The organism is Rhodococcus sp. RCBS9 (assembly GCF_029457415.1).
Lineage (GTDB): Bacteria > Actinomycetota > Actinomycetes > Mycobacteriales > Mycobacteriaceae > Rhodococcus_F > Rhodococcus_F qingshengii.
This window is the reverse complement of the sequence record NZ_CP120422.1, coordinates 4,978,089-4,993,101: the sequence shown is the minus strand read 5'-3', so window position 1 is coordinate 4,993,101 and position 15,013 is coordinate 4,978,089. Positions and strand designations below refer to the sequence as shown.

The 15,013-nt window shown below is 64.6% G+C and carries 10 protein-coding genes; 4 read left to right on the top strand and 6 right to left on the bottom strand.

Annotated elements, in window-relative coordinates; all coding sequences use genetic code 11:
* The first annotated feature begins 17 nt into the window (after positions 1 to 17).
* The gene (locus P0M12_RS23400) at positions 18 to 932 is read left to right on the top strand and encodes a hypothetical protein (protein WP_311094688.1); all 915 of its coding nucleotides are present in this window, start codon (positions 18 to 20) and stop codon (positions 930 to 932) included.
* A 4-nt stretch (positions 933 to 936) separates the two neighbouring features.
* Positions 937 to 2,280, top strand: coding sequence for an AarF/UbiB family protein (locus P0M12_RS23395; RefSeq protein WP_277376891.1), 1,344 nt, complete (start codon positions 937 to 939; stop codon positions 2,278 to 2,280).
* 26 nt (positions 2,281 to 2,306) lie between these two features.
* On the opposite strand, the gene P0M12_RS23390 is transcribed toward P0M12_RS23395, so the two are convergent.
* Together P0M12_RS23390 and P0M12_RS23385 are read right to left on the bottom strand one after the other, a co-directional pair.
* Complete coding sequence (locus tag P0M12_RS23390; RefSeq protein ID WP_003942321.1) at positions 2,307 to 2,630, bottom strand: WhiB family transcriptional regulator; 324 nt, start codon at positions 2,628 to 2,630, stop codon at positions 2,307 to 2,309.
* Positions 2,631 to 3,143: 513 nt separating this feature from the next.
* Positions 3,144 to 5,282, bottom strand: a complete 2,139-nt coding sequence (locus tag P0M12_RS23385; protein ID WP_003942300.1) for an ATP-dependent DNA helicase UvrD2 — start codon at positions 5,280 to 5,282, stop codon at positions 3,144 to 3,146.
* 103 nt (positions 5,283 to 5,385) lie between these two features.
* Here P0M12_RS23385 and P0M12_RS23380 point away from each other — a divergent pair, with 103 nt between their 5' ends.
* Positions 5,386 to 5,643: a mycoredoxin gene (locus P0M12_RS23380; RefSeq protein WP_003942350.1), complete on the top strand. Its 258-nt coding sequence runs from the start codon at positions 5,386 to 5,388 to the stop codon at positions 5,641 to 5,643.
* Positions 5,644 to 5,657: 14 nt separating this feature from the next.
* Here P0M12_RS23380 and nudC read toward each other — a convergent pair whose 3' ends face one another.
* The gene (nudC, locus tag P0M12_RS23375) at positions 5,658 to 6,557 is read right to left on the bottom strand and encodes an NAD(+) diphosphatase (protein WP_007731249.1); all 900 of its coding nucleotides are present in this window, start codon (positions 6,555 to 6,557) and stop codon (positions 5,658 to 5,660) included.
* A gap of 38 nt (positions 6,558 to 6,595) precedes the next feature.
* Positions 6,596 to 7,663 (bottom strand): potassium channel family protein, encoded by a 1,068-nt coding sequence (locus P0M12_RS23370; protein WP_003942296.1) that lies wholly within the window; start codon positions 7,661 to 7,663, stop codon positions 6,596 to 6,598.
* A gap of 156 nt (positions 7,664 to 7,819) precedes the next feature.
* Here P0M12_RS23370 and P0M12_RS23365 point away from each other — a divergent pair, with 156 nt between their 5' ends.
* Positions 7,820 to 8,221, top strand: a complete 402-nt coding sequence (locus tag P0M12_RS23365) for a hypothetical protein (RefSeq protein ID WP_003942341.1) — start codon at positions 7,820 to 7,822, stop codon at positions 8,219 to 8,221.
* On the opposite strand, the gene P0M12_RS23360 is transcribed toward P0M12_RS23365, so the two are convergent.
* Both P0M12_RS23360 and P0M12_RS23355 read right to left on the bottom strand, forming a co-directional pair.
* Positions 8,218 to 11,610, bottom strand: coding sequence for an ATP-dependent DNA helicase (locus P0M12_RS23360; RefSeq protein ID WP_065352233.1), 3,393 nt, complete (start codon positions 11,608 to 11,610; stop codon positions 8,218 to 8,220). The two genes, P0M12_RS23365 and P0M12_RS23360, sit on opposite strands and share 4 nt — an antisense overlap.
* On the bottom strand, positions 11,611 to 14,973 hold the full coding sequence (locus tag P0M12_RS23355) for an ATP-dependent DNA helicase (protein WP_277376890.1): 3,363 nt from the start codon (positions 14,971 to 14,973) through the stop codon (positions 11,611 to 11,613).
* Positions 14,974 to 15,013 lie beyond the last annotated feature (40 nt).

Below are 15,013 nucleotides of genomic sequence, written 5' to 3'. Positions count from 1 at the left end.
CGTCGTGCCAGCATCGAATGATGACCAGTCACACGCAAGACGACGCCAGACAAGACAGCACTTCACAGCGATCCGCGGGACCCCGATGGGACCCGCGGATCGCTGTTCTGTCGCGCCCGGACGGTCGACTGCAGCTGGGATGGACCCCCGGACGTGCCGTCCTGCTGACTCTGCCTGTCGGGGTCGACGATCGCGCGGTGAAGTCGATCCTGCGCAAAATGGACGGCTCGAGATCCCGCGCAAACATCCTCTGGGAAGCGTCGAGGCGCGGGATTCCCACGTCGGTGACGGAGGAGTTGCTCGAGCAACTCGCCGATTCCGGTTTCGTCCACACTGCCCGCAGAAGCACCGCGACGGTCCGGATTCACGGTGTCGGTCCGCTCTCTGATGCCATCGAGCGCGCACTCGTCACCGGCGGGGTCAGCACGCGTCGCTCGCGCGGGTATCGCAACACCGACGTCGTGCGCACGTGGAACGAACAACTGGTGGTCCTGGCCGACGACGTCGTGACTGATCCTCGTCTGGTCAGCGATCTCGTTCGCTGTGGACTCCCCCACCTTTCCGTCCGCATCCGCGACGGCAACGGTGTGGTCGGTCCTCTTGTCCTGCCTGGTCAGTCGAGTTGCCTGCGGTGCGCAGACATCCTCCGATCCGAACTCGACCCTCATTGGCTTCATCTGTCCGCGCAGCTACTCGGCAGCGCAGGCCACGCGGAATCGGCGATGATCCATGCAAGTGTCGCGCTGGCCCTGGCCGAGATCGACTCCGCATTATCGGAGACAGCGGCGACGCATGCGGCCAGTCTGTCGTCGACGCTCGAGATCGCGCTCCGTCCGTATCGGATCACAACCAGGCGCTGGCCTCGGCAAATATCCTGCAGTTGCCAATACCTGGCACCTGTTTCGGGCAAAGGACGCCCCAGTCAGACATGATGGTGTGGTGTCCGAGATCCCACGCAAGAGTTCTGCCCGTACTGCCAAACTCGCGAGCATCCCCCTGGGGATGGCCGGTCGCGCCGCCATGGGCTTCGGACGCAAGCTCGCCGGCGGCGACAAAGGCGAGATCGACGCGCAGTTGAGCGCGAAGGCGGCCGAGCAACTGTTCGCGGTGCTGGGCGAACTCAAGGGCGGCGCGATGAAGCTGGGCCAAGCGCTCAGCGTCATGGAGGCGGCAATTCCGGAGGAATTCGCCGAGCCGTACCGCGAGTCGCTGAACAAGCTCCAGGCCGCCGCCCCGCCGCTGCCGACCAAGCAAGTACACAAGATGCTCGACCAGCAACTCGGAACCAAGTGGCGCGACCGATTCCAGTCGTTCGACGATGAACCGACCGCGTCGGCAAGCATCGGGCAGGTTCACCGAGCCGTCTGGGCGGACGGCCGCGACGTAGCCGTGAAAGTTCAGTACCCCGGCGCCGACGAAGCTCTACGCGCCGATCTCAAGACCCTGGGCAGATTTGCCGGTCTCTTCGGTTCGGTCATGCCCGGTGTCGACGTACGGCCCGTGATCGAGGAGTTCACCGCGCGCACGGAGGAAGAACTCGACTATCGGATCGAGGCGAACAATCAGCGAGCTTTTGCCAAAGAGTTCGACGGAGATCCCCAATTCGTGATCCCGCACGTCGTGGCGAGCGCGCCGAAAGTGGTCGTGACCGAATGGATGACGGCAACCCCGTTGACCAGAATCATCGAGAGTGGAACGCCGGAGCAGCGCAATGCGGCCGGTGCACTACTCGCCGAATTCCACTTCGCGTCTCCGGCCCGTGTCGGATTGCTCCACTGTGACCCGCACCCCGGCAATTTCATGCTTCTCGAGGACGGCCGACTCGGCGTCATCGACTTCGGTGCTGCTGCGCCGTTCCCGAACGGACTGCCACGGGTTCTCGGCGCGATGGTGCGCTTGGCTGTCGAGGAACAATTCGACGAGTTGACGGAGTTGTTGCGCGCCAACGGTTTCGTGATCCCCGGACGCACGGTGACCGACAAGGAGATCGCGGATTACCTGCGACCCTTCACCGACCCGATCCAGACCGAGTCATTTCACTTCACTCGGGCATGGCTGCAAAAGGCCGCCGGAACCGCCACTGACTTCAACAGTGCGCAGTTCCGAACGGCCCGTGCACTCAACCTTCCGGCCGAGTATTTGATGATCTTCCGTGTTCTTCTCGGTTCGGTCGGCATATGCGCCCAGTTGGACGCATATGCCCCGTACATGGAAATCCTGACTCGTTGGTTGCCAGGGTTCGCGGAGCCGGTTCTGGATGACACCGGCTCCGCCGACTAAGACACCGGCTCCGCCGAATAGGGCTCTCACGCGCACACAAGTTGCTTGCGTGGGCGCCCTCTCGGTCTCTTGCGCGCTATGACGGCCCCCTGATCGAGGATCTCGCCGCCCCACACCCCCCATGGCTCGGCGCGGTCGAGAGCCGCACTGAGACAACGGGAACGGATGGGGCACTGCGCGCACAGTGCCTTGGCCTGCTCGAGTTCGGCCGGAGCTTCGGCGAACCAGAGATCGGGGTTGGATGCCCGGCACGGCAAGTCGCGGCGGGTGGACGCGACCTCGATGAACGTGACTGCAGCCGAAGTGACGTCGGTGGAAGTTACTGCAGTGGTGGAGTTTTCGGATTCCACGCGGATTGTCTGGGCAGACAACTCGGTCTCCTAGTGCTCGGATGCGAAACTGTGTCGCACGATATGGGTTCGATGGGTGCGAACCTGAGCCGAGTCGGAAACCAGATGAAGAGGGCTATCCAACACAAAGGCCACGGTCCGCAGGGGCTGCGGGTCCGTGGCCGTAAGTGAACGGATGTGTCCTACCGAGAAATACCTCGATGGCTTAAGAACACGGACTCGACAGCTGCTTTCTTTGCTGCTGCTTGAGGGCGCAGGCGGAGCGCATGCTGCGCCCATCCCGCTGCACGCGGCAGCATGGGGGCGGCAACAGCGAACTTTGCGCTTGCGCACGCTTCGTAAGAGATCAAGTTCGTCATTTTTTTGCCACCTCCATTTCGTGTCGGTCCGGATAGTTTCTGCGCACAGGTTGCCCCGTAACACTGAAAACCAGAGTAGAGAATCTGCCGAATCTGCACAACCTATTTTTGACCTGCGGTTATGTAACTCACCGTTGTCGATTCGGATGTGTTGTCAGATATCGAGTGTTGCCGCTCGCAGTTCACCGCGAATGACAGCTAGTACGTCTTCCCCGAAGTTGTCGAGTTTCTTCGGCCCGATTCCAGGGATCGAAACCAGTCCACGATTATCTTGTGGTCGTTGTTCGGCAATAGCCATCAGTGTGTTGTCACTGAAGACGACATAGGCCGGAACTTTGAGTTCTCTGGACTTGTCCAGACGCCAGGCCTTGAGGTGCTCGAGCAATTCCAGGTCGACATTGGACGGGCATTTTTCGCAGCGCCCAAGCATGGTCGCCGACGTCCCGATCAACGGTTTGCCGCATACGCGGCAGCGCGGACGCTTCTTGTTTCCCGACGACGGCGCGGCGACGCGCGAGGCCGGCGAGTCCTCGGGGATTAGTCCGTTGAGAAATCTCGACCGGCGACGGGACTTGCGTCCACCCTCATTGCGGGCCAATGCCCACGACAGCTGCAGATGCTCGCGAGCGCGAGTAACCCCCACGTAGAGAAGCCGACGCTCCTCCTCCACCGCGACGTCGTCGGCGCCCGAATTGGCGTCGCCGAGAACGTGTTGGATAGGCAGGGTGCCGTCGTTGAGGCCGACCAGGAACACCGCATCCCATTCGAGTCCCTTGGCCGCGTGAAGGGAGGCCAGCGTCACACCTTGCACGGTCGGTGGGTGCCGCGCCTCGGCTCGGGCCGTGAGCTCCTGTAGAAGCCCGGTGAGCGTCAGTTCAGGTTCGTGGACAAGTTGTTCTTCGGTGAGCGCCACGAGAGCCGAGAGCGACGCCCAGCGCTCGCGTGCCTGAGTACCCGAAGGCTCTTCGTTGGTCAGGCCGAGCGGCGCGAGCACAGCGCGGACGAGTGAGACCAGCGCTTCGCCGTTGTCGGCACCTTCGGGGAGGTCGTCGCGTCCAGCTGCCTGACGCAGCGCTGCCACCGCCTGACGTACCTCGGTGCGAGTGAAGAAGCCCTCTCCACCGCGCACCTGGAACGGAATGCCCAGCTTCGTCAGGGCCTGCTCGTGCGCCTCCGACTGAGCATTGATCCGGTACAGAACAGCGATCTCGGCCGCAGGGGTGCCTGCCGCGATCAGCCGTTTGATCGCCCGCGCAACGCCGAGTGCTTCGGCCGGCTCGTCGTCGAACTCCATGAACTCCGGCTCAGGCCCCGGCGCGCGTTGCCCGATCAGCTGCAGACGCGTCCCGGCGATCCGCCCGCGCGCGGCACCGATCACGCGGTTCGCCAACGACACGACCTCAGGGGTGGAGCGGTAATCCCGTTCGAGCCGAACGACGGTCGCTTCGGGGAATTTCCGGGAGAAGTCCAACAGATAGTTGGGGGTGGCTCCGGTGAAGGAGTAGATGGTCTGATTCGCATCGCCCACCACGGTCAGATCGTCTCGGTCGCCCAGCCAGGCGTCGAGCACACGCTGTTGAAGTGGGGTGACGTCCTGATACTCGTCCACGACGAAGCAGCGATACCGCTCGCGGAACTCGTCGGCGACTGTCGAATGCTCTTCGAGAGCTGCCGCCGTGTGCAGTAGGAGATCGTCGAAATCAAGCAGCATGCCGTCCTGGCCGCGTGCTTTCAGCTCTTCGTATGCGGCATACACCTGGGCCACCTTGGTGGCATCGACCGGTGCCTCACGGCGAATCTTGGCGATCGCGCGTGGGTAATCCTCCGGCGCGATCAGCGACGCCTTCGACCACTCGATTTCACTGGCGAGGTCGCGGACGCTTTCCGTGCTGGTGGACAATCCCACCCGGGCTGCGGCACTGCTGACAACCGCGAACTTTCGGTCCAGCAGACGCCACGGCGTGTCGCCGACAACCTGCGGCCAGAAGTACTTCAGTTGACGGAGAGCAGCAGCGTGAAAAGTTCGAGCCTGCACCTGCGGCCCACTCCCGCCGACGCCCAGCTCACGGAGACGTCCACGCATTTCCCCGGCCGCACGAGCGGTGAACGTCACGGCAAGCACCTGACCGGCCGACACGTGACCGTCGGCAACCAGATGAGCGATCCGGCGCGTGATGGTGCGGGTTTTGCCTGTTCCAGCGCCCGCGAGGACACATACCGGGCCGCGTGGCGCGAGCACGGCGGCCGATTGTTCTGGATCCAGTCCGGTGTCCGCAGGCATGGGGACCATCATGGCAGGACGTTCCGACACTCCATTCGCCGCGCCCGACGGTATGTGGGCAAGAGAACACGGGCCGATACGGAACAACGCTCTCGGTCGTGGTGTTATATCGGCCGTGACTTCTACCGAAAATGCGCCTGCCCTGACCATCTACTCGACCACGTGGTGCGGCTACTGCCGTCGCCTCAAGACGCAGCTCAACGCGTCGGGGATCGAGTACACCGAGATCGACATCGAGAACGATCCGGCAGCAGCCGATTTCGTCGGCAGCGTCAACGGTGGCAATCACGTCGTTCCGACCGTGAAGTACGGCGACGGCAGCGTTGCGACCAACCCGTCGCTCAACCAGGTCAAGCAGGCTCTGGGTCTGTAGACCTTCTCCGGCTGCTACTTGACCCAGCTCTCGAGCATTCCGCGAGCGATGGAGATCGACCCGGGCAGCAGCAGTGGCGCGTCCGCTTCCGAACCCCAGTCGCCGAGTTCGAGAGCGGCGCGCACCTCGTCCTTCGTGAACCAGGTGCCCTCGGCGATCTCGCCGTCCGCGAACAGCAGCGGAGCGGCGGGGTCGCCGATTGCGGCGAAGCCCAACATCACCGAGCGAGGGAACGGCCAAGGCTGGCTCCCGAGGTATCGAACGCTGTGCACGTCGATACCGACTTCTTCCTTGATCTCGCGGACAACACACGTTTCGAGTGACTCCCCGGCCTCGACGAATCCCGCGAGAATCGAGAAACGGCGCTGCGGCCAGGTCGGCTGACGCGCGAGTAGAACTCGATCGCCGCCGTCGTGCACCAGGCAGATGACCGCCGGATCCGTTCGGGGAAACTCCTCGTGGCCGGTGGACGTGGAAATGCGTGACCAGCCGGACATCGTGGGTTCACTCGGTGCGCCGTCGATAGCGCTGAATCCGGCACTGTCGTGCCAGTTGAGAATCGCGACGGCACCGGTCAACAAACCGGCGTCCGCGTCGTCGAGTGTTCCGCCGAGCATCCGCAATTCAGACAAAGTGCCCGCCAGCAGCGACACCCGCACCGCCCAGACGTGGCGATTCTCCCGAATTCCCAGGAAGACCGCGCCGCGCACCGGTTCGGGCCCCAACTCGGTTGCCTCGGCGAAGACCAATTGACCTTCCGGCGACACCTTGACCTGACCCCGTGAATTCACACGGAGGAGCAGTGCGTCCGCCCAACCCGTCGTCAGTGCAGCGGCGTCCGACCGCAATTCCTCGGCGCGGCCGACGCTCGAGCGTGAGAGCAGAGGTGTTTCGGTCAGCTGGAAGTCGTTCACGCTCACGACATTACTGCGCGCACGAAGCTCGGTAACACTCAGTTCGTGACGCGGCGAATGTAGAGCAGTCGATCGTTCTCCTCGACGGCGTCCACCTCGGGCGAACCGACGCGAACCAGACGGCCGTCGCGAACGACCCCGAGCACGATGTCGGAGAGATGACGCGGAGAGCCGCCGACCTCGTCGCGCTCGACGGCACGCTCGGCAATCGCGAATCCGGCCTCCGGAGTCAGCAGGTCTTCGATCATCTCCACGACGGTCGGCGTCGTGGTCGCGATGCCGAGGAGTCGACCCGCCGTCTCCGAGGACACGACGACGGAGTCTGCGCCGGACTGACGCAGAAGATGCGCGTTGTCGGCTTCACGGATGGCTGCGGCGATCTTGGCTTTCGGCGCGATTTCGCGGGCTGTCAGCGTCACGAGCACTGCGGTGTCGTCACGGTTGGTTGCCACGATGATCGACGACGCATTCTGCGCACCTGCCAACCGAAGTACGTCCGATTTCGTCGCCGAACCGAATACCGTCACCAGGCCTTTGCTCGCCGCCGAATCGAGGACGGTCTGATCGGTGTCCACGACCACGATCTCCGACGCCGGTACACCGTCACCGAGCATTGCTTCGATTGCCGTCCGCCCCTTGGTCCCGTATCCGACGACGACGGTGTGATTACGCACGTGCTGCCTCCAACGCTGAATTTTGAACGCCTGACGCGAACTCTCGGTCAGAGCTGAAAGTGTGGTTCCGACCAACACGATCAAGAAGAAGATCCGAAGTGGCGTGATCAACAGGACGTTGACCAGGCGCGCCGACGGCGTGAACGGAGTGATATCGCCGTAGCCGGTGGTCGAGAGCGAAACCGTCGCATAGTAAATGCAGTCGAGCAGCGACAGCTCGTTGTCCTGTGCGTCCCGGTATCCCGCGCGATCGATGTACACGATCAACACGGCGGCGCCGAGAGCACCCAACGCGATGAGAACTCGCTTGTAGATGGCCCGCGCCGGACTTGTCTGTAGCTGGGGAATGCGCAGCACCCCGACAAGGGCGAAGTCAGGCTGATCGGTCAATGCTTCCGACCTGGTCAAACGCGCCCGGAGCTTACCGGCCATACATCGACTCTCTCACTCGAACTTACGAAATACCTACACGGACATCGGCAGGCAGCGTAACCCTCGAAGATCGACTTCGGAACTCGGGCGCCGAATAGCGCGCGGGTCGTGGCGCCGGTAGTGGCAAGAAGGTCCACCGTGAGGCAGGCTGGGCAAATGCCTTTCACCGGTTCGACGTCCACTCCCAGCCAAGCGGCCGCTCTTCGTTTGTCGGCCCTCCTTCTCGGCGCCGGCACCATGCATTTCGTGGCGCCTTCCTTCTTCGACAGCACCGTTCCCCGCCAGCTTCCCGGACAGGCCCGCACCTACACCCAGGTGTCCGGCGTCGCGGAACTGGCGATCGGCGCTGCCTTGGCCGTGCCGAAGACCCGCAAGCTCGGCGCGGGCCTTGCCGCCGCGCTCTTTGTTGCCGTGTTCCCCGCCAACATCCAGATGGCGATCGACTGGTGCCGAAGCCCGAAGACGTCCACACCGCAGAAGATCGGTTCGATCGCACGTCTTCCCCTGCAGGTTCCGCTGGTGACCGAAGCACTCAAGGCTCGTCGAAACGCAAGCTAATCTTGCGCGCCTGCCGTTCGGATGAGGCGAGCGAGAGCCTCACCGTCCGGCAGGTTCTCGGGTGCGATGGTGCGACCCGATCGAACGTAGTGAAACGCCGCCCGCACCTTGTCGGCCGGAAACTGTTCGTTGCGCCCCGCCGAACGGGCTCTGGCGGACATCAATTCGGCCCAGGCCACCCGATACGCGGCCAACTGCATCACAACAGCGTCCTCGTTGGCGGCCGACGGTTCGGCACCGGTCTTCCAGTCGATCACCGTCCATCCGCCGTCGGGATCGGCGAACACAGCGTCGATCCGACCGCGGAGAACCGTTCCGGCAATGGATGTTTCGAAAGGAACTTCCACTTCGATCGGGCTGCGATTGGCCCACGGGGACCGCAGGAACGCATCCTGAAGTTTCACCAGATCGGTCTCGGGACCCGCGCCGGTATCCGCGGCGCCGGGTAGTTCGTCGAGATCCAACAGTCGGGTCGCACCGAACCTTCGCTCGATCCAGGCGTGAAAAGCCGTGCCGCGCCGAGCGAGCGGGTTCGGTGGGTACGGCAGTGGTCTACGCAGCCGTGCCGCGAGTTCATCCGGATCTGCCTTGAGGTCGACGAGCTGAGTCACCGAAAGCTGCGCCGGGAGAATCACTTCGGCACGCGCGTTTGCCCGGGCTTCGCGCTCGGCCAAGAGCACGTCGACGTCCGAGGCCCAGTTCTCCGGATCGTCCTCCGGTTCTTCCGCCTCTTGGCTGTCTTGCGGCAGCGAAGCAAGTGCGGACAGGACGCTTGCGGCTCCGGCCTCGACCGCGCCGCGCCGCGCACCCAGCGGATCCGGCGGCCACTGCGCCGTACGGGGCGTGGCGGCCAACGGGTTCTCGGTGTCAGGTTCCGGTGCAGGCGCCCACTCCTCCACGACGCCGATCGCACCGCGCGAGTCTTCCTCATCGGCATCGTTTTCGGCCGCGACCATCTGATGCAGCTCGTCCAGGAACTCCGAAGGCCCCTTCGGTTCCGAACCGGATTCCGCCCAGTGATGCGCCGAGATGAACAGCGCCCGTTCGGTTCTGGTCAGCGCGACGTAGAACAGTCGCCGGTCCTCGTCCAGTCGACGGTTGGACAAGGCCTTCTTGTGCGCCGTGATCGCGTTCTCGAGGTCCTTGCGGTTGTAGAGCTCCTCGAGGTCGAGCACCGGAACTCCGTCGGCCGAATCCGCGTCGACGGCCCGGTCCCCACGCAACGACGGTGGCAGTTCGGCGAGCGCCCCGAGCCACGATCCGGACGCGGTGGTCGAGGGGAACACCCCGTCGCTGACATGCGGGATCGCCACTACTTCCCATTCGAGCCCCTTCGCCGAGTGCACGGTCAAGATCTGCACGCGATCCGGCGCCACCTCCACTTCGCCCGGAGTGAGGCCCTTTTCGATCTGTTCGGCGGCCGCGAAGAATGCGAGCATCCCGGGCAGATTGGCTGTTGGACGCGTCGCGTAATTGGCGACGACGTCGGCAAATGCGTCGAGATGCTCGCGGCCCGCGGTCCCGACGACACCGACTCGAGTTCGCGCGCCTGCCTCGATTCCGATACCGAGCACCCGCTCGACCTCCGCCACCAGTTCGGTGAGCGGCTGGCCGATACGTTCGCGCAACGACGCCAATTCTGCCGCTATCGCGTTGATGCGTGTGTACCCGAGAGCTGAATAGCGTTCTGCCGGGCCTGGATCGGAGATCGAATCGACCAATCCTGCTTGCTCGGCGTTCTCCCCCGGCAGCGCGTCCTGAACTGCCGAGGTGAGCGCCTCGGCGTCGGTGACCGCACCCGCTGTTCCGTATCCGGCGGAGATGGCAAGTTCGCGAGAGCGTTGCGAGAGTGCGGCGAGGTCCTTCGCGCCGATCTGCCATCTCGCTCCGGTGAGCAGCCGAACGGCGGCGCTACCCGCCAGCGGATCGGCGACCACTCGGAGCATGGCGATCACGTCCGCCACCTCGGGTGTGTGCAGGAGCCCACCGAGTCCGACCACTTCGACGGGCAGACCTTTGGACCGCAAAGCCTCGGCCAGCGGGGCAGCATCGGCGTTGCGGCGGATCAACACCGCTGCCGTGGGCGTCGGGCGGTCTTCGGCACGTGCCGCCTCGTACTCTTCGGCGATCTTCTCCGCAACCCACTGACGTTCCTGTTCGACGTCTCCCAGCAGCGCCAGTCGAACGTCTCCGGCGACGGCTCCCGGCCGCGCACGAAGTGTGCTGACGGCCACACCGCGTCGGCGCAACGGTGCCGACGACAGGTTTGCCAATTCGAGAGCCTCCGGCGGGTTACGCCAACTGGTGAGCAGTTCGAGTGTCGGAGCCGGCTTTCCGTTGGCAAGCGGGAAGTCGGTTGCAAACCGTGGCAGGTTGGCCGCCGACGCGCCTCGCCAACCGTAGATCGACTGCATCGGATCGCCGACGGCTGTCAGCGCCAACCGGCCGTCGGCTCCCCCACCGAACAACGAGGACAACAACACTCGCTGAGCGTGACCGGTGTCCTGGTACTCGTCGAGAAGAACTACCCGAAAGCGCTCACGCTCGGTTTGCCCGACCTCGGGATGTTCGGAGGCGACACGGGCCGACAGCGACATCTGGCTGCCGAAATCCAATGCGCCTTCACGCCGCAGCGTCTCACCCAGCCGGGCAACGAGGGGCAGTAGCTCGATGCGTTTGTGTTGCACATCAAGGTAATTCAACAGCTCTTTGCTCGGCCCACCCCGCTGTTTCGGACCGGCGGGCAGAGTGTGAATCAGCTTGTCCAACTCGGTGTGAGCCTCGAGCAACTGCTCGGGGTCGACCAGGTGCTCCGCCAACTGACCGGCAAGGGCCAGAACGGTTTCGGTGATGGACCCCGGATTCTTGTCGGTGTCCAGATCACTGTCCCAGCCGCTCACGACGCGGTGCGCAACCTGCCACAGTTCGGTCTCGGACAACAGCGTCGCCGAGGGTTCGATCGGCAACAGCAGTCCGTGCTCGGACAGCAACCGTCCCGCGTAAGCATGGTAGGTACTGACTTCGGGTTCCCCGGCCAGAATCCGGGAACGCACTCCGCCGGTCGGGTCGAGTGCCCGCAAAACGTCCGAACCCGCCAGTCGCGCCAAGCGCTTGCGGATTCGCGACGTGAGCTGTTGTGCCGCTTTGCGCGTGAAGGTCAATCCGAGAACGGCCTCGGGATCGACGAAGCCGTTGGCCACCAGCCACACGACGCGAGCAGCCATCGTCTCGGTCTTACCGGCACCGGCACCGGCGACGACCAATGTCGGACCGAGCGGTGCGGCGATGACTGCCGCCTGTTCCGGCGTCGGCGGGTGTTGACCGAGCGCGACCGCCAGGTCGACAGGATCGATCTTCGGTCGGCGTGCCTTCTGCGTCGCGGCAGCCACTTAGTTACTCACCTGTCGTCCCTCGTCGTGTGCCGGGCAACTCGAGCGCACCGGGCAATGTCTACATCCGTCGTTGACCCTGGCCAGATACTGCGGCCCTTGGGTCGCTGCCGCTGCGTTGTGGATGACGTCTCGCCACATCTCGACGGCTTCGGCCGTCAGCGGCGGCTGAACTCGCTGCGCCGCACCGTCTTTCTTGTTGGACTTGGCCACGAATACCAGGCGTGCACCGCCGGGTTGTGTGGCCGGTTCGCCGGCAATCGCACCTTCGGCCGCTGCGACCTGGTACGCCGCCAACTGCGCGTGAGATTGCGCGGCCTCGTTGCTGACAGGGTTTCGCGCAGTCTTGACGTCGACAACCACCGGACGGCCTTCGGTGTCGCGCTCGAGCCGGTCGATCCGGCCACGAAGCTTGACCGCAGGCGCTCCTTCTTCGCGCGGTTCGAGGACCCCCTCGACCGCGACCTCGACGCCGACTTCGGTCAGTTCGCCGCGAGTTGCGTTCATCCAGGCGGTGAACGTCGCCAGCATCTCCCGAGTTCGATTGAGTTCGCGGCGCGAGTACCACTGCGATCCCAGATCGATGGATTTCCAGGCATTTTCGAGTGCCTTCTCGACCTGATCCGGTGGAATCCGGCCGGCCAATGCCTGCACCAAGGTATGGACCAGCGTACCGGCGATCGCATGAGTGTTGTCTCCGTCGCTGCCGCCATGACGCTCGAACACCCATCGGAGAGGGCATGTTTCGAGAAGCTCGATGGTGGACGGCGATAGTGAAACCGGTCCGTCCTCGGGCTGCCACATGGGAGCAGCGGTACTCGGCTCGGCTGTGCCGTACCACTGATCCGGGTGCGCGCCGCGTACCCCGGCAGCGGCCAGACGTGCCAACTGGCGAGCGGCCCGGGAATGCTTCTCGGGGTCGAAATGCGCGATGTCGGGATCACACACGACGCTGCGAAGCTGTGCGACCAGCGCAGGCAGCGACAGAACCCGGGTATCCCCGGTCTCGGGTGCAACGACGTCGAGATCGGAGGACGGATCGTCCGAGTAGGCGTCACCACGGATCAATTCGTCCACGAACCGCGAAGGCACCAAGTCGGTGTCCCCCGAAGCCGATTCGACTGCGGTGATCAGCAGACGGCGACGAGCACGGCTACAGGCAACCAGGAACAACCTGCGTTCTTCGGCCAGAAGCGGTGCGGTTCGCGAGAGTCGTTCGGCAGCCGAGTCACTGCCGTCGGAGACTCCGTTGACCAGGTCGATCAGCGCTTCGGTACGCAGTAGCGATCCGCGTGCCCGCAAACTCGGCCAGAGCCCCTCCTGCACACCCGCCACCGCCACGACCGCCCATTCGCGACCCGCCGCGGCGTGAGCGCTGACCACGGTGACGGCGTCGGGAGTGATGACCGATCGGCTCCGCGAGTCGGTCGGTATCTCCTGGCTAGTCAAGTAGTCGACGAAACCGGCGAGTTGCGAACGCGGCAACCGGTCGACGTAGTTGGCGGCCGCGTCGAAAAGTGCGACGACTGCGTCGAGGTCACGATCGGCCTGTGAGCCGATAGGTCCGCCGCGCGCCGACGCAGCCGCCCAGCGTCGTTCCAGCCCCGTCGCCTGCCATGCCGCCCACAGAACTTCTTCGACCCCGAGACCTCGCTCGAGAGGCACTCGGGCCTTGCGAAGGACCGACAGCACGCGATTGAGTGCCGCAGCTTCGACGTCTGTCAACTTGCCCATGAGGCGCTTGGACTGCGCACGATCCTCGTCGATCAGAATGAGCCGCAACAACTCCGAGGAGTCCCGATCACTTCCCGATGCCAACTCGACCCGGCGCAGGCCACGACGCAACCGGCGCAGGGTGACCGGCTCGGCGCCGCCGATGGGACCGGCCATCAGGGCAAGCGCGTCGTCGCCGGTGAACTGATCGCCGCCGAGCGCCCGAAGGACCAGCAGCAGGCCGGACACTCCGTGTTGCCTGGCCAGCGGCAATTCGGTGGCAGCGGTCGTGACGGGTACCCCGGCCGCGAGCAGCGCTCGCCGGAGAGGGGCGAGAGTGCGCGGGACCGACCGAACGATGACGGCCATGTCGGACCAAGCAATCCCGTCCAGCAGATGCGCCCGGCGCAAGGTATCTGCGACGACTGCCGCTTCTTTGGCCGTCGTACCGAGAACCCGCACCGACGCCCGCCCCGGCTCCTCATCGGTGAGATCGGATGGAACCGCGATGCGATGAGCAAGGTTGCCGGGCAGCCGCGCAGCGATCTTGGCCGCGATCGACGCGACGTCGGCGTTGTTGCGAAACGTGGTGGGCAGGACGATCTGGCGCTCGTCTCCGCGCTCGGCGAGTCCGAGTAGGAACGCCGAATCCGCACCGCGGAACCCGAAGACCGACTGATCGGGATCACCGGCGATGACCGTGCCCGCAGTTGCGGTTCCGATCAGCCGAACCAGCTGCGCCGCCTGCGGATCCAGATGTTGTGCGTCGTCGACGAGTAGGTGCCGGATCCGAGCGCGCTCGGAGCGAAGCAATTCGGGATCGGTGGCGAACGCGGTCAATGCCGCACCGATCAACTCGGCCGCGTCGAGTGCCGGCGCCGTCGCCTCCGGAGCCTCGACACCGACACTGCCGCGTAGCAGCACGCCTTGCTCGTAGGCCTCGGCGAACCGCCCGGCCGCCACCCACTCCGGACGGCCACGCTTCTTGCCGAGCTTGACCAGATCTTCGGGACCGAGTCCGCGCTCGTTCGCTCGCAGCATCAGATCTCGAAGTTCGACGGCAAAGCCGTTCAAACCCAATGCGGGTCGCAGGCGCTCCGGCCACCGGAGCGCACCGTCTTCGATGTCGCCGCGCAACATCTCTCGGAGCACCGAGTCCTGCTCGGCGCCGGTGATCAGGCGTGGCGGCGCGTTGCCGTGCGCTGCGGCTTGAAGCCGGAGTACGGCAAAGGCGTACGAGTGAACGGTGCGGACCAACGGCTCACGAGTTGCCTGCGGTCCGCGTTCTTGTTCGTACCCGAGCAACCCGGCCGTGATCTGCTCGCGGACCTGCGTCGCTGCCCGGCGCGACTGGGTGAGCACCAGGACCGATTCAGGATCTTCGCCACCGGAGATCTTCTGCACTGCCAGATCCACGAGAAGGGACGTCTTGCCCGTTCCGGGGCTGCCGAGTACCTGCCAGGGACTCCAGGCGGCCCCCGAGCCGAATGAAACAGGGCCGAACGCGAGTTGGAAAGGATCCTCGGACGGCGGCGCGAACAGCCGGGCCGTCCCTCCGTCCCATGTTCGGGGTATCGGAGACGGCGCAGTTCGGTGCACCAACCGCGCCCGCGGGATGGTGACCTTGCTGCGTGTTGCCGTCTCACTCACCCAGGCATTCCACCAGAGCGCACCGACAACTCACACATCG